This is a genomic window from Ovoidimarina sediminis (assembly GCF_032586175.1).
Lineage (GTDB): Bacteria > Pseudomonadota > Alphaproteobacteria > Rhodobacterales > Rhodobacteraceae > Ovoidimarina > Ovoidimarina sediminis.
In genome coordinates, this window is the sequence record NZ_JAWHTE010000016.1 from 99996 (window position 1) to 117685 (window position 17690).

The 17690-nt window shown below is 65.8% G+C and carries 15 protein-coding genes and 2 tRNA genes; 8 read left to right on the forward strand and 9 right to left on the reverse strand.

Annotated elements, in window-relative coordinates; genetic code table 11:
- Positions 1 to 208: 208 nt before the first annotated feature.
- The 3 genes from RXV90_RS17535 (at position 209) to RXV90_RS17545 (ending at position 3651) form a co-directional block, all read left to right on the forward strand.
- On the forward strand, positions 209 to 1129 hold the full coding sequence (locus RXV90_RS17535; protein ID WP_316650204.1) for an NAD(P)-dependent oxidoreductase: 921 nt from the start codon (positions 209 to 211) through the stop codon (positions 1127 to 1129).
- A complete protein-coding gene (locus tag RXV90_RS17540; RefSeq protein WP_316650205.1) occupies positions 1126 to 1989 on the forward strand; it encodes a sugar phosphate isomerase/epimerase family protein in 864 nt (287 codons plus the stop codon). The genes RXV90_RS17535 and RXV90_RS17540 overlap by 4 nt, the downstream gene beginning before the upstream one ends.
- Positions 1990 to 2067: 78 nt before the next feature.
- Positions 2068 to 3651, forward strand: a complete 1584-nt coding sequence (locus tag RXV90_RS17545) for a gamma-glutamyltransferase family protein (protein ID WP_316650206.1) — start codon at positions 2068 to 2070, stop codon at positions 3649 to 3651.
- Between the two features lie 9 nt (positions 3652 to 3660).
- Here RXV90_RS17545 and RXV90_RS17550 read toward each other — a convergent pair whose 3' ends face one another.
- Positions 3661 to 5250 carry a winged helix-turn-helix domain-containing tetratricopeptide repeat protein gene (locus RXV90_RS17550; protein WP_316650208.1) on the reverse strand — a complete coding sequence of 530 codons (1590 nt, stop codon included), beginning with the start codon at positions 5248 to 5250 and terminating at the stop codon, positions 3661 to 3663.
- Positions 5251 to 5410: 160 nt separating this feature from the next.
- Here RXV90_RS17550 and RXV90_RS17555 point away from each other — a divergent pair, with 160 nt between their 5' ends.
- Entirely contained in the window at positions 5411 to 5887 is a 477-nt protein-coding gene (locus RXV90_RS17555; protein WP_316650210.1) for a cupin domain-containing protein, read from the forward strand.
- A gap of 21 nt (positions 5888 to 5908) precedes the next feature.
- Here the strand turns inward: RXV90_RS17555 and RXV90_RS17560 are convergent, their stop codons facing one another.
- From RXV90_RS17560 to RXV90_RS17585, 6 genes are all read right to left on the reverse strand, one after another.
- Complete coding sequence (locus tag RXV90_RS17560; RefSeq protein WP_316650211.1) at positions 5909 to 6895, reverse strand: arginase family protein; 987 nt, start codon at positions 6893 to 6895, stop codon at positions 5909 to 5911.
- Between the two features lie 49 nt (positions 6896 to 6944).
- Positions 6945 to 8534 carry an ABC transporter permease gene (locus RXV90_RS17565; RefSeq protein WP_316650213.1) on the reverse strand — a complete coding sequence of 530 codons (1590 nt, stop codon included), beginning with the start codon at positions 8532 to 8534 and terminating at the stop codon, positions 6945 to 6947.
- The gene (locus tag RXV90_RS17570; RefSeq protein WP_316650214.1) at positions 8527 to 9564 is read right to left on the reverse strand and encodes a quaternary amine ABC transporter ATP-binding protein; all 1038 of its coding nucleotides are present in this window, start codon (positions 9562 to 9564) and stop codon (positions 8527 to 8529) included. Before RXV90_RS17570 ends, RXV90_RS17565 begins: the two co-directional genes overlap by 8 nt.
- 61 nt (positions 9565 to 9625) lie before the next feature.
- A complete protein-coding gene (locus RXV90_RS17575; RefSeq protein WP_316650215.1) occupies positions 9626 to 10576 on the reverse strand; it encodes an ABC transporter substrate-binding protein in 951 nt (316 codons plus the stop codon).
- A gap of 501 nt (positions 10577 to 11077) precedes the next feature.
- Positions 11078 to 11164, reverse strand: a tRNA-Leu gene (locus RXV90_RS17580).
- Between the two features lie 103 nt (positions 11165 to 11267).
- On the reverse strand, positions 11268 to 12617 hold the full coding sequence (locus RXV90_RS17585; RefSeq protein WP_316650217.1) for a peptidoglycan-binding domain-containing protein: 1350 nt from the start codon (positions 12615 to 12617) through the stop codon (positions 11268 to 11270).
- A gap of 106 nt (positions 12618 to 12723) precedes the next feature.
- Between RXV90_RS17585 and lipB the strand changes: the two genes are divergently transcribed.
- The 3 genes from lipB to RXV90_RS17600 all read left to right on the forward strand — a co-directional run bounded on the left by lipB (position 12724) and on the right by RXV90_RS17600 (position 15712).
- Positions 12724 to 13383 (forward strand): lipoyl(octanoyl) transferase LipB, encoded by a 660-nt coding sequence (lipB, locus tag RXV90_RS17590; RefSeq protein ID WP_316650218.1) that lies wholly within the window; start codon positions 12724 to 12726, stop codon positions 13381 to 13383.
- A 110-nt stretch (positions 13384 to 13493) separates the two neighbouring features.
- Positions 13494 to 15050 (forward strand): trimethylamine methyltransferase family protein, encoded by a 1557-nt coding sequence (locus tag RXV90_RS17595; protein ID WP_316650220.1) that lies wholly within the window; start codon positions 13494 to 13496, stop codon positions 15048 to 15050.
- Between the two features lie 2 nt (positions 15051 to 15052).
- Positions 15053 to 15712, forward strand: a complete 660-nt coding sequence (locus RXV90_RS17600; protein WP_316650221.1) for a TetR/AcrR family transcriptional regulator — start codon at positions 15053 to 15055, stop codon at positions 15710 to 15712.
- A 40-nt stretch (positions 15713 to 15752) separates the two neighbouring features.
- Here RXV90_RS17600 and RXV90_RS17605 read toward each other — a convergent pair.
- Positions 15753 to 15828: transfer RNA gene (locus RXV90_RS17605), tRNA-Trp, on the reverse strand.
- A gap of 127 nt (positions 15829 to 15955) precedes the next feature.
- Between RXV90_RS17605 and RXV90_RS17610 the strand changes: the two genes are divergently transcribed.
- Positions 15956 to 16813: a hypothetical protein gene (locus tag RXV90_RS17610; RefSeq protein WP_316650222.1), complete on the forward strand. Its 858-nt coding sequence runs from the start codon at positions 15956 to 15958 to the stop codon at positions 16811 to 16813.
- Between the two features lie 2 nt (positions 16814 to 16815).
- On the opposite strand, the gene RXV90_RS17615 is transcribed toward RXV90_RS17610, so the two are convergent.
- Positions 16816 to 17478 carry a CatB-related O-acetyltransferase gene (locus RXV90_RS17615; RefSeq protein WP_316650223.1) on the reverse strand — a complete coding sequence of 221 codons (663 nt, stop codon included), beginning with the start codon at positions 17476 to 17478 and terminating at the stop codon, positions 16816 to 16818.
- Positions 17479 to 17690 lie beyond the last annotated feature (212 nt).

Here is a 17690-nt window from a genome sequence, read left to right on the forward strand (position 1 = left end):
CCCAGTCCTCCCGTGTCCCGGCCGCGTCGCGCCCCAACGCTACGCCCCGCGCACGGCGCTTGCCAGCCCGGATATCCGCGCCTACGCTCGCCCTACCTAACCGGGCAGCGGGGTGTCTTCCGGACGCGCCCGACGTCGCCGGATAAGCGACGCGTGAAATCCCCGCGAGAACCGGTGTCCCCACGGACATCACTGGCATTGCTTGCGTGTGCGGGAGGGCATCGCGATGAAGACAGCGGGCGTTATCGGGCTTGGAGATATGGGCTCGGGGCTGGCAAAGAACCTGATTGCGAACGGGTTCACCACAACCGGGTATGATCTGAGCGCGGCGCGCATGGCCGCGTTTCGCGACATGGGCGGGCATGGGGCGGATACGGCGGGCGCGGTGGGCGCGGAAGCCGACGCCGTCTTCGTGATGGTGATGAACGGCGATCAGGCGCGCGAGGTGATCCTCGGCGAAGGCGGCCTTGTCTCGACGATGGCGAAAGGCAGCGCCGTGATCCTCTCGGCCACGATCAAACCCCGCGAGGCACGGGAGATCGGCGCGGCGATGGAAGGCTCGGGCATTCACCTGATCGACACGCCCGTCTCGGGCGGGTTTCCCGGCGCGCAGGGCGGCACGCTCACCATGATGGCCGCCGCCCCCGGCGACGTGCTCGACACGTTCCGCCCGGTGATGGAGGCGGTTTCCGCCGTCATCCACCGCGTCGGAACCGAACCGGGCGACGGGCAAACCGTGAAAGCCTGCCTGCAATCGCTGATCGGGGCGCAATTCGCGGCCACCTTCGAGGCCGCGGCCCTTGCCGCAAAGGCCGGGGTGCCGGGACAGGTGATCCTCGATGTCTTCTCCACGTCTTCCGCCGGCTGCGGGATCGTCAATAATGCGCTTCAGAAGATCATCGACCGCCAGTTCGAGGGCACCGGCAGCCACATCAACACGATGCACAAGGATCTGACGATCTCGATGGGCCTCGGCGAGGAATTGGGCGTGCCGCTTCACACCGCCGCCGCGGCGATGCAGATCTTTCACGCCGGCCGCACGAAATACCCCGACGGCGATAACTGGGTCTGTACCCGGGTGATCGAAGAAATCGTGGGCGCGGAACTCCACCGGACGGGCAGGCCATGAAGCTCGGGGTCATCTGCGACGGGATCAGCCGTGATCTCGCCCATGCAGTCGGCGTGATGGACGAGTTCGGCCTCACCCATGCCGAGCTTCAGTTCGTGGGCGAGCATGAGGTCGGCGATCACTCCCCGGCCGAAATCGCGGAGATCGACCGCCTGCTTCGGGACCGCGGCAAACCCGTCTCCTGCCTCTCGCGCCATGTCTTCGCGGGCATGACCGTGGCGAACCGGCCGGGCGACGACCTTCACACCCGGCACATGGACGCGCTGAAGCGGGTGATCGGGATGGCCCAGACCCTGAGCGCCCCGCTCGTGCGGATCATGACTCCGAAGAAGGAACAGATCCTCTGGGGCCGGAACGGGGCCGAGAAATGGAACGTCGCCCACGGTGCTTGGGACGCGATGCTGCCGCTCATCGCGCCGGCAGTCGACCTCGCACGCGCCGAGGGCGTGACGCTCGTTGTCGAAACCGGCAACGGGACCATGGTGAACTCGAACTACACAGCGCGAAAGCTGATCGACGATCTCGGCGCGAAGGACGCGCTGAAGGTTCTGTGGGATCCCGCCAACAACTGCTGGTGCCACGAGCGTGCCTTTCCCGACGGCTATGACGAAGTGAAGGACGGCTACCTGGGGCATATCCACATCAAGGACGTGCAGGTCGACACGCCGCGCGCCACGCTGGAAGTGCGCCGGATGGGCGACGGTCAGCTTGCCGATCAGTTCGCGCCGATGGCCGCGGCGCTTCGCGCGGACGGCTATGACGGCGCGATCTCGTTCGAAAGCGTCTTTCACCCCGGCGACGGCGATTTCGAGGCCGGGTTCCGGCAGTGCATCGGCCGGTTCAGGAAGATCTTCGGCTGACCGTCGGCCATGGTCTTGTCTTTCGGGACGAAGACTGCATCTTCCCCGCAACCGGGCGCGGCAGAAGGAGCCACTGGAATGATCGAAACGGCACTTGGCCGCGGCATGGCCTTCACAGCCCCTCACCGGCTTGCGACCAAGGCGGGCGCCGATATCCTCGAAGGGGGCGGTTCGGCGGTCGAGGCGATGGTGGCCGCGGCAGCGACGATCGCTGTGGTCTATCCGCATATGAACGCGATCGGGGGCGACGGGTTCTGGATCATCAAGCGGAAAGGCGCGGCGCCGCAGGGCGTTTTCGCCTGCGGTGCGGCAGCGGGGCTTGCGACACCTGAGTGGTATGCCGAACGAGGCCATACAACGGCCCTGCCCACGCGGGGGGCCGAGGCCGCATTGACGATCCCGGCAACGATCGCGGGCTGGGCGAAGGCGCTCGACCTCGACGGCTCCGCCCCGGCACGCCTTTCGGATCTTCTGGCCGATGCGATCTCGCATGCGCGCGGCGGCATCGCCGTCAGCCGCAACCAGTCGGAGACGACGGCGGAAAAGCTTGACGGGCTTGCCGATGTACCGGGCTTCGCCGATGTGTTTCTGCAGAACGGGGCCGTCCCGCCGCCCGGCGCGCGCCTTGTGCAACCGGCGCTGGCCGGAACCTTCGAACGCCTCGCAGAGGCCGGGCTCGACGACTACTACCGCGGCGATATCGGTGCGACACATGCGCGCTTTCTGGAAGCCGCCGGAAGCCCCCTCCGCAAGGCGGATTTCGACGCGGCGACGGCCCGCGAGGTCACGCCGCTGACCCTCAGGACACGGCAAGGCACGCTCTACAACATGATCCCGCCGACCCAGGGCATGGCGTCGCTCGCGATCCTTGGCGCCTTCGACCGGCTTGGCGTGACCGGCGCCGAAACATTCGATCACTGGCACGGCCTGATCGAGGCCACCAAACAGGCCTTCATCGTCCGCAACCGGGAGCTTGGCGACACCCGCACCATGGCGCGGCCCGCGCAGGATCTGCTCGGGGATGACGACATCGCCGCCCTCGCCCGTGGGATCGACATGACCCGCGCCCTGCCCTGGCCGCATGAGCCGAAGGACGGCGATACGATCTGGATGGGCGCGGTGGATGCGGAAGGCACGGTGGTGAGCTTCATCCAAAGCGTCTACTGGGAATTCGGCTCCGGCCTCGTCTGCCCCGAAACGGGCGTCTACTTCCAGAACCGCGGCGCGGGCTTTTCCCTTGCACCGGGGCCGAACCAGCTGCGCCCCGGCCACCACCCGTTCCACACCCTGAACCCCGCCCTGGCCGAGCTTTCGGATGGCCGGGTCATGGCCTATGGCACCATGGGCGGCGAAGGCCAGCCGCAGACGCAGGCCGCCGTCTTCAGCCGCTATGCGATGTTCGGCCAGCCGCTGCAGGCCGCCATAACCGCGCCGCGCTGGCTTCTGGGCCGCACATGGGGCGATGAAACGACATCGCTCAAGATCGAGAGCACCGCCGATCCTTCCATGGTGGAAGCCCTGCGGGCGGCGGGCCACGACGTCGAAATCCTGCCGGCCTTCTCAAGCCTCATGGGCCATGCAGGCGCTGTCGTCGCCCACCCCGACGGCGGCACCGAAAGCGCCAGCGATCCACGGTCCGACGGCTGGGCCTATGCCCGCTGACGCGCGGGCTCAGGGCATCCCGGCGCGGCGCATATCCTCCAGAAACCGGTCCCGCAGCCCGTCGGGCTTCCAGTCGATCGGGATCGTTTTCGCCTCGTCTTCGCGCGAGTATCCAGGCCGGGTATCGAGAAAGCGTTGCAGCGCCACCTTTGCCTCCTCCTCCCGCCCGAGACAGACGAGAAGCGAGGCCAGCGTCTTGTTCGACGCCACCGGCGGCGAGGCCATGCTTTGCATCGCCTCAAGCCCCCGTTCGCATTCGTCGTTCTGCCAGTAGGCCCAGCCCAGTTGCCACCTGAGCCAGTCCCCGTGCAGCGGATCGACCTTCGCGGCCTGTTGCAGCACGTCGATCGCCTGCTCCGTCTCGCCGGTATAGAGAAGCGGGATCGACATCCCGATCAGCACGATCGAATCCGAGGGGTTCAGATCGGAGGCGCGGGCGAAATGCAGAAGCGATTCCGCGTACTCTCCCTGCCAGGACAGGATGCGCGCGAGTGTGTAATGCGACATGTAGTTTTCGGGCGCGAGGCGCAGGGCCGTCTCCGCATGGTCTTTCGCCTCCGCCAGCACATCCTCGCGCGGCTCGAGCCAGCCGAGCCGTGCCCCGACCCCAAGCATCAGGCCCTTTCCGACATACCCCCAGGCCGAGTGCGGCTCTTCCCGGATCGAGGTTTCCTCAAGCGCCATCGCCTTCTGCCAGTTTTCCCGCGTGAGGTTCGTCATGTGGTTGCGCGCCTGAAGCCCGCGCAGCCGCGAATCCACGTCATCCTCGGCCGCGTGCACCGGCATGTCCGACAGGATGGATTGCCCCGTGACCGACGCGATATGGCGCACGATTTCATTCTGAACAGCGAAAAGATCATCGAGGTCGCGCTCGTAACGATCTGAAAAGAGGTGTGCCCCGGTATCGGTCTCCACAAGCTGAACCGTCACCTTGATCCGCGCCCCGTCGAACTGCTGGCTGCCCTCTACGACATATCCCGCGCCAAGGGTCGCCCCGATCTCGCGCACATCCGTCGGCGCCTCGCGAAACTGGAAGCTCGAATTGCGGGCGATGACGCGAAACTGGGGGAAGCGGGCGAGTTCGGTGATGATCCCCTCCGCCAGCGCATCGTTCAGATAGCCCTGGTGCGGGGCAGCACTCAGATCATCCAGCGGCAGCACGGCGACCACGGGCGCACGCGACGTCTGTTGCTGCGGCCAGAAACCGAACCCCACAACCACCGCGACCAAAACCACGACCGCCGCAGCCGGCAGCAAGGCGCGGCGACGCCCCGCCCCCTGCCGCTGCGCCCCGTCCGGCGGCACGAAGCGGTAGCCTTTGCGCGGAACAGTCTGGATAATGTTGCGCTCATGATCGCCCAGCGCGCTGCGGATTTCCGCGATGCACTGAACGAGGCTGTCATCGCTGACCTGCCGTCCGTCCCAAACGGCCTCGGTGAATTCTTCCCGGCTCACGGTCCGGCCGGGCGCGCGGGCCAGATGCGCAGGCACCTCCCGGCTTTGCGGGCGAAGTTCGACAGCCTCGCCCGTGTGCCGTCGCAGGCTCCCGTCCGATCCGTCAAGCACGAGGCCCTTTTGGTGGAATTCGTAAATTTTCACCGGTTTTCGTTCGCCCCTCCACCCCTTCGGACGCTTCAACAAGCTTAGGCCAAGCCTGCCTGTCTCGCCAACATCTCCGTGTTGGTGACGGTTTCAGGCTTCAGGCATACCCCTCCCGCCCGGGTCACGGTGCGGGAAGCGACAGACAAGGAGGAAACGAATGCGTGCAGTTGCGACACTGGCTTTGATCACGCTGGCGGGCCCGGCACTGGCCCACGACCCGATGATGTGGAACGGATCAGAAATTCACGTGATCCTCGAAAGCGAGGCCACAGGGGGGGAAATGGGCATGTTCACCACCCGCTTTTCCGAGCCTGGAGGCCCCCCGCGCCATGTCCATTCGGATGCGGCGGAAGGGTTCGTCGTGCTGGAGGGCCGCGCCCAGGTTCTAAGCGGGACCGAGACGATGATCCTCGAAGAGGGTGAAGCCGCCTTCGTTCCGGCCGGGGCAGAGCACACCTTCCGGGTGCTTGGCGATGATGGCGGGCAGCTTCTCGTCGTCGTGACGCCCGGTGGCTTCGAAGGCTTCTTCGAAGCGACGCTGGGCGTCGAGCTTCCCGGCGAAATGGAACGGTTCAACGAGATTTCCGAAAGCTTCGGCCAGAGTTTCACAGGCCCGCCGCTGGCCGCCGAATAGATCCGGCGCGGCGCGGGCGGCTTACCCCCGCGCCGCCACGGTCTCGGCGATCATCGAGATCATTTCGAACATCACCGCCGCCGCCGTCAGCGCGGTGATGTTGTTGGGGCTGTCCTTCGTGGGCATCATGCACACGACATCGCCCCCGATGATATTGAGCCCCCGGACGCTGTGCAAAAGCCCCACGGCCTCGTCGATATCGAACCCCTTTTCACCGGCCTCAAGGTTCGACACCCCGGGCGCGATGGTGGGATCCAGGCAATCGAGATCGAAGGTGATGTAGACCGGACGGCCTGAGAGAACCTCGCGCGCCTCGGCCACCACGTCCTCCAGCCCCCGGCGCCGAAACTCCTTCATAGTCACCACGTTGTAGCCGTAGTCGTAGGAGGGTTGCAGCCAGTCGAGCGTGCGCGCATGCCCCCGAAGCCCGATCTGCATCGACCGGGTGGGATCGACCTGCCCCTGATCGGCCAGGTAGGCACCCCAATGCGCGGCCGATTTCCTGGCGCCAAGGAAGTGATCGACCTTGGTGAAGACGTCCGTATGCGCGTCGAGATGCAGAAAGCTCACCGGCTCCCCGCCCGCAAGGTGCCCGCGGCCCAAGGCCTGCACGATCCCGCCGGTGATCGAATGGTCGCCGCCGACCGAGACGGGCCGCGCGCCCGCCGCGTCGATACGCCCGTAGAACTCGGTGATCTGCGCGATGCAGTGCTCGTTGTCATTGGCGCGCGGCAAGGGCACATCGCCCACATCGGCGATCTTCGCCGCCTTCCAGGGATCGATCCCGAAGCCCCCGTGCACCCGCCGCGCCACGGCGGAAACGTGGCGCAGGGCGCGCGGGCCAAGGTGCTGATCGCGCTCCGTCGTTCCGTTTCCGGTGGAATGGGGCACCCCCGCCAGGGCGATATCCTTGCCCTCCGGCCCTTCATGCGGGCAGCGGAACAGCGTCGGCACACCCCACCAGTAGAGGTTTTCCATCATCGAGGTCTGGTAGGGATCATCAGTCATCGCCAGCGCCATCCCGAAAGGAAAAGGGGGGGCCGAAGCCCCCCACCGATCAGATCTTTTCGTCTTCGCGCCGGAAGGCGCCCTGCACGATCCGGTCGATGACCATCGCGACGAAGAGGATCGCGAAGCCACCCAGAAGGCCCGGGCCCTTGGCCGCGTATTGCAGCGCTTCCAGGATCTCCTTGCCAAGCCCGCCCCCGCCGATGAGCGAGATGATCACGACCATCGACAGGCACATCAGGATCGTCTGGTTCACCCCGGTCATGATCGACGGCAGCGCCAGCGGTACTTCCACATCCTTCAGAAGCTGCCAGCGCGACGCGCCGAAGGCGACGGCTGCCTCCTTGATGCTTTCCGGCACGCCACGCATCCCCAACGCCGTGAGGCGGATCACCGGCGGCATCCCGAAGATGATCGTGGCCAGGATCCCAGGCGGGTTGCCCGTTCCGAAGAACGCGATGATCGGGATCAGATAGACGAAGGCCGGCAGCGTCTGCATCAGATCGAGGACCGGTTCGGCAAAGTTGTAGGCCCGGCGCGACTTGCCGAACCAGATGCCCAGCGGAATGCCGATCACCACGCAAAGGATCACCGCCGCGCCGACAAGCGCCACCGTCTCCATCGCGATCGACCAGTAGCCGAGGAACGCGATGTAAACGAGCGAGGCGGCGGTGAAGATCGCCACCCGCGGCCCCGCCGCGCGCCAGGCGGTGACGATGATCACCAGCATCACCACGGGCCAGGGCGAGCCTATCAAAGCGATCGTCAGAGCATCGAGAACCGACCGGACGCCGGCCACGATCCCGTCGAACAGATCGCCGCCCGCGGCCGCGGCCGCGTCGATCCGCGCTTCCATCCAGCTTGCGATGGCCGAAAAGAGCGATCCGCCTTCCGCGCCCAGAAACAGCGAGGACACCCAATCCTCCGGGAAGTCATCGAGGATCGAAAGCGAGTTGTTGACGGTGAACTTGTAGATGATGAGCGGCGCGATTGCCGCGGTCAGCACCACCCCCAGAACGATGTTCGAGGTCTTCCGCCCGTTTTCCGTCTTCTCGGGGTCGATCCGCCAGTGCGAGAACTGCTTTTCGTAGACCTGATTGGCGTAAAGCCCCTGGAACAGCTTCAGCACCGCCAGCACGACAAGCCCGGTCAGCAGAATGCCGGTGGATTCCGCCTGCGCGGCATTGGCCTGGTCCAGCGTGTTCTGTGCCGCCTTGCCGATGTTTTCCGACAGGGTGGTGAACCGCTCGACATCCGATTGCTCGGTGGCATCCGCAGCGCGCTGCGCAAGCTCCGCCGCGCGTTCCAGTTGCCGCTCGGCGCGTTCGAAAAGCTCCGCACCCGGGTTGCCCCAGGCCCCGCGCCCGATCTGAACCCAGGCGATGATTTCGAGGATCAGGAACGCCCAGAACATCCCCCAGATCGCCCGGCTCGCGGCCCAGATCGGCCCCAGCACGGCCGCCCAGAGGTTGAAGGTGCTCGGCAGGACCGTGGTGGTGTCGTGGATCTTGTGGAAGGCGTTCGCGTAATAGGCCCCGTTCACCTCGGCGAATTCGTGGATAGAGGCGTCAAGCGCCTCACGGTCCACCTCGATATCCGAGGCGGCAATGACGGTGGTTTCCGTGGTCGTGTCAGCCATCCTTGCCCCCTTGAATGCCGCGCAGCAGCCTCGGTTTCGTCACCACGCCCACATCGGCGCCGCCATCGGTGATGACGACCGGGTGATCGGTGTTCACCGCCAGATCGATCAACTGGTCGAGATCGGCGCCATGATCCGCCCGCGGCGCGCCGTCGAGCGGCTTTTGATAGCTTGCGAGCGGCTCCATGATCGAATGCGCCTTCACGAGCTTCAGCTTCGAGATGCCCTGCACGAACTCCCGCACATAATCGTCGGCGGGGTTCATCACGATGTCTTCCGGCGTGCCGATCTGCACGATGACACCGTCCTTCATGATCGCGATACGATGGCCAATGCGGATCGCCTCGTCGAGATCGTGGGTGATGAAGAGCGTGGTCTTCTTCAGCTGCGCCACAAGCGCCTTGAACTGATCCTGAAGCTGAAGCCGGATCAGCGGGTCGAGCGCCGAGAACGGTTCATCCATCAGAAGGATCTCGGGGTCGGAGGCGAGCGCCCGGGCGATCCCCACCCGCTGCTGCATGCCCCCCGAAAGCTCCTTCGGCAGGCGATCCTCGTAGCCCCCGAGATTCACGAGGCCAAGCGCATGGTCCGACACCGCCCAGCGTTTCGATTTCGATACCTTACGGATTTCCAGCGGATAGGCCACGTTGTCGCGCACCGACCGGTGCGGCATCAGCGCCATGTGCTGAAACACCATCCCGATCTGCTGGGCGCGGATGCGCCGCAACTCGCTGTCCGAAATTGCCGAAACATCCTGGCCCAGGATTTCGATGGTGCCGGATGTGGGCTCGATCAGCCGGTTGATGTGGCGCACCAGCGTCGATTTGCCCGAGCCCGACAGGCCCATGATGCAGAAGATCTCACCCCTAGCGACCTCGAAGGTCGCGGCCTGCACGCCGACGACACATTGAAAGCGCGACAGAACCTCGGGCTTCCCGATCCCTTCGGACTTTACGGCCGCCATGGCCTCGGCAGCCCGATTGCCGAATATCTTCCAGACGTCCGTGAGCTTTACGACGGCTTCGCTCATTCCCTGTCCCCTCATGGAAAGGCCGCCGCGCGTGTGGCGCGGCGGCAAGAAGCGTCGGGGCTTAGTTGGTCAGCCAGTTGAGAACGGTGTCCTCGTTCGCGGCAACCCACTCTTTCGCGAACTCGGCAGCTTCCTGGCCGTCCACGGCAAGCGCCTTGCCCATGGCCGACAGATCGTCGCCGTTCATCTGGAAGTTCTGGAACAGCGTCGCGACTTCGGGGAACTGCTCTTCCAGCGCCTTGGCGTAGTGCAGGTGCAGCGTCGCACCGTTCCACGCCGTCGAAGCTTCCGATTTCTCGAGCCAGTCCGGATCATCCGTCGGCTGAACGATTGTCCAGGTCGCCGGATCATGCGCCGGCTCTTCCAGCACGTGCAGATCCTGCGTCACGAAGATGTAATGCGGGCTGTAGCAGAAGCCGATCCACGGCTCCTTCGCCTTCGCCGCGTTCGCGAGGTTCGCGTAGGCGATCGTTTCCTCGTACTCCGTCAGCTCGAAGGTCTGATCGTAGCCGTAGGATTTCGCGCGGATTTTCTCGACCACGGTCGACGCCCAGCCCGGCGCCCCGATCCAGACTTCCGGCGTGCCGTTGCCGTCGGTGTCGAAGATCGCGATCTTGTCGGGATCGCTCAGGTCGTCGATCGACTTGATGCCATGCTCTTCGGCGATATAGCTCGGCACGCACATGCCCTGCTCCGCCTGCACCGGGTTTTGGTTCATCACCACGGTGCCGTTCTCTTTGACGTAGGTGTCATGCAGGTTCTGCTGGTTCGGCATCCAGACTTCGGGGTGCACATGCATCGAACCCTTGTCCATCGCTTCGAACACGATGGGGTTCGTGCCGTTCTGAAGCTCGACGTCGAGGCCGAGGTTTTCCTCGATCACGACTTCGAGCACATGGGCGGTCGCATTGACCGAGGCCCAGTTCGGCACCCCGATGACGATGTCTGCGGCCATAGCGGGTGCAGCCGCCAGAAGGGCCGTACCCGCGACGCTGGTTACGAGTTTCTTCATGTATCCTCTCCTGTTCATTCGCCGAAGCGCTCCTTTCCCGCATTGGGCCCTGGGATCGTGCGATCCGCCCTGCCCGCGCCGGTGGCGCCCCGTATTGACAGCTCTGCCTGTACGACATGCCGCTGTCATAGCATCCCGGTATCGTCCCTTACTGCAAGGGAGAAGCCGGGCGTTCTGGCGAATCCTGCCAAAAAAAGTGTCCGCATCCCGGAACAGCGCGGGAGGTTTCAGAATTCCTGTTGCTTGCATTCGGATATTCCGTTGGACCACATGGTGGTCGGCCCCGGCCGGGCGCAACCTGGCTGCGATCCCCGATGGCACGCCCCGCGATTCGACGCGAAGCGATCGCTCGGATCGCCCGCGCCCCACCGAACCACCTCTGGCGCGCTGTGCCCCCAACGGCCGCAATCCGCGGCGACAGGCACGACCGGGCCGATCATCCGAAACCGGCTGAAGACAGGCGCGCAACCTGCCACTTTCACGGGCTTTTCAGGGAAAGAATGGTGCGGTCGAGAAGACTCGAACTTCCACGGGAGTTACCCCACAGCGACCTCAACGCTGCGCGTCTACCAATTCCGCCACGACCGCACTGATCCTTAACGTCGGCGATCTGATACACGCGCCACCGGGCGATGTGAAGGGAAAAATTCAGGGGTCCGGGCGGTGGCTGTCACCGCCCGGACCGCGATCTCTATTGCTGGACCGAGAAGGTCGGAAGCGTCGCGTTCTGGACTGGCGCGGGGGCCGTCAACGCCCCTTGTTTCGCCTCGGGCCCAAGCAGCGTCATGGACGCTCTCAGAAGCTGGGGACGCTCGTTCTGGCTTGGCATGAAGACCGGGTTCGAGCCGTTTTCAAGCGCCGACACGCTCGCCTCGTACCACTGCATCGCCAGGTCGTTGCGTGCCGTTGTGCCCACGCCTTCCCGCAGGTGATGGCCCAGAAGCTCGCCATAGGCCGGCTCGCCAAGGGTCACCAGCATCAGCGCGGCGCCCAGGGCCACCGTCATGTTGTCCTGGGCATAGCCGGTCGCAAGGCAGACGCGGCTCGTCGCTGAAAGATCTGCGGGCGGAATGCCCGTTGACAGCGCAAAGCTTCGCATCTCGGCCTCGGCCTCCGCCGCGGGCCGCAGCGAAATCGCATCGACCTGCGCCGACAGCATGTCGCCGAACGCATTGCACTGTTCCGAGATCTGCTTGGGCGTCAGGCCCTGGATGCCCTGCATCAGGTCCTCGCCCCGCGCGATCGCATAGCTGCGCGCAAGGCAGAACTGTTCGCTCAGCGTGAATTCGGGATCCGTCATCGAGGCAAGCGTCGTGTACCCGCCATTGGTCGAGGTCTGCAGCATCACCGCGTTACAGCGGTTGGCCAGCGACACCGAGGGCGCGCTGCCCGCGAACAGGTTCGGCAGGCTCGACTGGCTCTTGCTTTCCGGCTCGGCGCTGGCCGCGACGGTGGGCACGGCAGGCGCCGCCGCCGGTGCGGCAGGCGCGGCGGGCGCCGGTACGACAACCGTCGTCACCTGCCCGGGCTGCAGGGCCAGCGGCGCAGCCTGCGGCTGAACGGCATAGGCCGTCTGCGTCTGCATCTGCTGCCGGTAGGCCATCAGAAGCGGCTGTCCCACCAGCCGGGTCTGCACCTGCCCCCCATTCGTCGCCCAGTAATAGGCATCCATCAGGAAATCGAACTGGTAGGGCTGGAAATCACGGCCGTTCACCGGATAGCCCATCGACACCTGGTAGCGTTCGATCGCGCGCCGCGTGCCCGGCCCGATCTGTCCATCGACGCTGCCCGCCTGGTAGCCGAAGTAGTTCAGCGCAACCTGTGTCTGGCGCCCGTGCTCGGTGATCGGGATAGCTGGCCTGTAGGTTTGCGTGCGCGTCACCGTGCGCCTTTTCTGCTGATCCTTCGTGATCGCGTGGCCGATCAGGCCGCCGACAATCGCGCCCCCGATGAAATCACCGGCATCCGCGCGCACGTCGGTTGTAGATCCGACGCTGAGGGCCCCGATCAGGGCAAAGGTTGTAAATGAACGCCAAAACATGACATCTCTCCGCAAATTGATACGTCCCAGATGCCGGAAGCCTAACACGAGATCTTCCCTGCGGGTCGAGGAAATCCTGCGCAATTCGCCGGAGAGCGCGTAAAACATGATCGATTGGATTCGTTCCGACGGCCTCGTGGCCTATGAGGACGCGCTTCGCGAGATGGAAGCGCGCGTCGCGCGAATCGCCGATGGAACGGCGAACGAGGCGATCTGGCTGCTCGAACACCCCCCGCTCTACACCGCCGGAACCTCCGCCAAACCGGCCGATCTGATCGCGCCGGACAGGTTTCCCGTCTACGAAGCGCGGCGTGGCGGGCAGTACACCTATCACGGCCCCGGCCAGCGCGTGGTCTACGTGATGCTGGACGTGGGCGCGCGCGGGCGCGACGTGCGCGCTTTCGTTCAGTCGCTCGAGGCCTGGGTGATCGCGACGCTGGCGGAATTCAACATTCGCGGCGAGGTGCGCGAAGGCCGCGTCGGCGTCTGGGTTACACGGCCCGAGAAACCGCCCCTGCCCGACGGATCGCCCCGCGAAGACAAGGTGGCCGCGATCGGCATCCGGCTCAGGAAATGGATCAGCTTTCACGGCATCTCGATCAACGTTGAGCCGGATCTTGAACACTTCGCGGGTATCGTGCCCTGCGGGATCAGCGACCACGGGGTTACAAGCCTCGTCGATCTGGGCCTGCCCGTTACGATCGACGACGTCGACCTGGCGCTGAAGGCCACCTTCCCCCGCATATTCGGCAGCGTTCCGGGTTGAACACCTCGCCACTCTGAACCGCGCCTTGCGAATTTTCTGGACAGTACTGTACAGAATGCGCCAGATCGCCTCACGGGCGCAGGCTTGCGCCGATCCAGCGGAGGAGCGCCATGGATATCGAAACCACCGGACCGGACCGAAGCCGCTCCCGCCGCCGCCGCTCGGGCGCGCCGCCGGCACCTCCGGCACGGGAGGCGGATTACCGTTCCCTCCGCAACCCCTTCCCGGTGATGGAGGTGTTCTCGGCCGACGAGATCGCGGCCATGCACCTGAGCGCCCTCTCGCTTCTCGAAGATCTTGGCGTGAAAGTCCTCCTCCCCGAGGCGCGGCGCATCTTTCGCGACGGCGGCGCGCGGGTCGACGACGACAGCGAGATGGTCTTCATCAGCCGTGACATGGTTGACGCCGCGCTCGCGGCGGCCCCCCGGACGATCCCCTGCCGCGCCCTCGACCGCGCCCGCGATTTCACCCTCGAACTCGGCAGCCTCACCTTTCAGCCCGGCGCAGGCGCACCCCACGCCACCGATCTCAAACGCGGGCGGCGGCCCGCCACCGGCAGCGATTTCCGCGAACTTACCCGGCTTACCCAGCATTTCGACGTGTTCCAGATGGTTTCCCCCCTTGTCGAACCGCAGGACATTCCCACCCATATCCGGCACTATTTTACCGTCGAGGCGCAGCTGTCGCTCACCGACAAGTTCCCGTTCTTCTTCTCGCGCGGCACCCCCCAGATCCTCGACAGTTTCGAGATGTTGGCCCTGTTCAGCGGGCTCTCGGACGACGCGCTGCGCGCGGAAAGCCACTGCTACACGATCATCAACACGAACTCGCCCCGCACCCTCGACATCCCCATGGCCCAGGGCCTCATTGATTTCGCGCGCTACGGCCAGCTTGCCATCGTCACCCCCTTCACTCTGATGGGCGCGATGGCGCCGATCACCGTGGCCGGCGCGGTGACCCTCAGCCATGCCGAAGCGCTCGCCGCGATCACGCTCAGCCAGCTGACGCGCCCCGGCGCGCCGGTCTGCTACGGCACGTTCACGTCGAACGTCGATATGAAATCGGGTGCACCCGCCATGGGCACACCCTCGCATTTTCACGCCTCGCTTGCTGCTGGCCAGCTGGCCCGCCATATCGGCCTGCCCTGGCGCTGTGCGGCGGGATCGTCTTCGAACCTCAACGACGTGCAGGCGGCGAACGAGAACCAGTTCGCCCTCTGGGGCTGCCTCATGGCGGGCGCGACGGTCATCATCCATTCCGCGGGCTGGCTCGAAGGCGGGCTTTCGGTCAGCTACGAAAAGCTCATCACCGACGCCGAGGTTCTGAACATGGTGGCCGAGCTGTGCGCGGGCGCCAAGGCCGGGCCCGACGAAATCGGTATTGAAACGGCGATTGCCGAGGTCGCCCCGGGGGGCCATTTCTTCGCGACGACCCAGACGATGGCGCGATACGCGACCGAATTCTATCAGCCGATCGTCCACGACTACGCCAATTTCGGCACCTGGGCGGAGCGCGGGGCGGAAGACGCCTCGACCCGCGCCACCGGCGTCTGGCAGGAGATCCTCGCCTCCGGCCCCCACCCCCGGGTTGATGCCGACCGGCTGGCCGAGGTGCAGGCCTACATCGCCCGGCGCACGGCCGAGGGCGGCGCGCCGCCGGAAAGCTGACCATGCCACGCTCCGCCCCGATGCCACCGGCCCGACCGCGCGTCACGCGCGAAGACTGGCTTGCCGCGGCCCGCGAAGTGCTGGTCTCCCACGGGGTGGCCGAAGTGAAGGTTCTGACCCTCGGCCGCACCCTCGGCGTGTCCCGTTCAAGCTTTTACTGGTATTTCGAGAACCGCGAGGATCTGCTGGCCCAGCTTCTCGACGACTGGGATGCCCGCAACACGGCCACCCTGCTCAAGACCTGCGCGGCGCCGTCCGCCACGATCTCAGACGCGGTCTGCGCGTTTTTCCGGTGCTTCATCGACCCGGCGCTTTTCGATCAGGGGCTCGATTTCGCCGTCCGGGAATGGGCGCGCCGCGATGCGGCTCTGCGCGTCCGGCTCGACGCTGCCGACGCGGCGAGGATCGCCGGCGTGACGAAGATGTTCGCCCGCCACGGCTATCCCGCCGGCGAGGCCGACGCCCGCGCCCGGATCCTCTATTTCATGCAGCTTGGCTACAACGCCCTCGACATCCGCGAACCGCTCGAGGCGCGGCTCGACCGGCTTGAGGCCTATCTCCTCGGCTTCACCGGCCAGAGCCCCGATCCCGCCGCCATGGCCGCCTTCCGCGCCTTCGCGGAACAGGCCCTTGGCCCACCGAACGACGCGGCACGCGGCTGAACGCGCGCACAGACGACCCGGTCATTTCGGAGATCCGGCCTGGCAGGGGCGGAGGGACTCGAACCCCCGACCCTCGGTTTTGGAGACCGATGCTCTACCAACTGAGCTACACCCCTAAGGCCGTGGCGAGGGGTATGCCACGCCGGGCCGGGAATCAAGCGGGATTCGCCTTTCGGCCACAGATCGCGGCAAACCGGTTCCGCCCGGCTTGCGACAGACCCGCGTCTTGCCTGTAATCGCCCCATGACAGAGGCCGGCACCGCCCCCGATACCCGCAGCAGCCCCTTCGACAGCCAGGGCTGGCGCGACGTCAGGCGTGCCGATTTCGGGCCCGCCAACGCCGTGCCCACCATGCTGTCGCCGATGGAACGCAAGTTCTACCTCTGGCTGGCGGAACACTGGGCCCGGGACAGGGGCGCGATCGTCGATCTCGGCAGTTTCGTGGGCGGATCGACGGCCTGCCTCGCGCAGGGGCGCGCCCGCGCGGGTCGCGTCGCCGGGATTCACGCCTATGACAGGTTCCGCGCCTCCGAGGGGGTGAAGGAAAACCTGCTCTATCCTGGCGGAATCGCGCCGTTCGAGGGCGAGGATATCTACCCCCTTGCCCAACTCCTCCTCGCCCCCTTCTCGCCGCCCGTTCTCCTTCACAAGGGAGCGATCGAGGCGGAACATTGGACAGAAGGGCCGATCGAAATCCTGTGCGTCGACGCGGCGAAAACGACCCTTGTCGCCGACCGGATCGCGGAAGAGTTCTTCCCTCACCTGATCCCCGGGCGCTCGGTCGTCATCCAACAGGATTACCTGCATTGGAAAGTACCGTGGATTCCGGCTCAGATGGAGTGGCTCTCGGACTGCTTCACGCCCGTGGCGATCGTCCCGAACAACACCGCGGCCTTTCTCTGCACCCGCGTGCCGGGGGCGGCCGATCTTGCGGCCGCGCGCCTTGCCGGCCAGGCCGATCACGCGATCCAGGCGGGTCTTCTCGGGGCCTCCGCCCGTATCGCGCCTTTCGGGGTCACCGACCGGCTGGAGCGCCAGAGGCTCGCGCTCGAACTGAACCCCGGCGCCCGCGCCGCGAAGAGGTTTCGCGTACGCCCCTGACCTCAGAGGGCCATGGCCCTCAGCGCGGCCAGATCGGCCCCGCAGATCTCCGCCTCGGCGGCAAGAATGCGATCGATCGGCCAGCTCCACCAGGCGACCTCCAGAAGTGCCGCGATCGTGGCCGCGTCGAACCGCCGCCTCACGACCCGGCCGGGATTGCCCGCGACGATGCTGTAGGGCGGAACATCCCCGCCCACGACGGCCCCGGCGCCGATGATCGTGCCCGTCCCGATCCGCGCCCCGGGAAGCACCCGCGCGCCCTGCCCCAGCCACACGTCATGGCCGAGAACGGTATCGGGATAGGCCTCTGCGGTATCGGGCGGAAGCGAGGCGCGGCCCTCTCCGAACCCGTCGAAAACGGCGAAGGGAAAGGTCGAAAACCCGTCCCTCCGGTGGTTCGCCGAGGCGGTGATGAACAGCACCCCGTCGGCGATCTGACAGAACCTGCCGATGACCAGCCGCTCCCGCGACTGCGGGAAAAGGTAGGGGGCAAGCCGCATCGCCCAATCGCCGGGCGGTTCATGCGCCGAGGCATAGGAATAGTCGCCGACATCCCATCGCGGGTGGTCGATGACGGATCTCAGGAACACGGTCCCCTCATGGGGCGTGCCGTCGGGAAGGATCAGGGGGTGGCGCGCGTCGGGCGCGGGAAATCTGTCAGGCAAGGGGCATCTCCGGTCGCAGGTCGTTTCAGGGTGCGATCAGCGGGTCTGGTCTATCTTTGCCTCCATCGGATTTCTGCCGGTCATACCGGCCCTGACGAAAAAAGGCCACCCGCGCGGATGGCCTTTCAGTGAAGCGGTGAACCCCGGATCGGATCCGGCGCCCACGTCGAACTTCGTTTTTCCTATCGTGGGCCGGGCGGATGCCCGGCCTA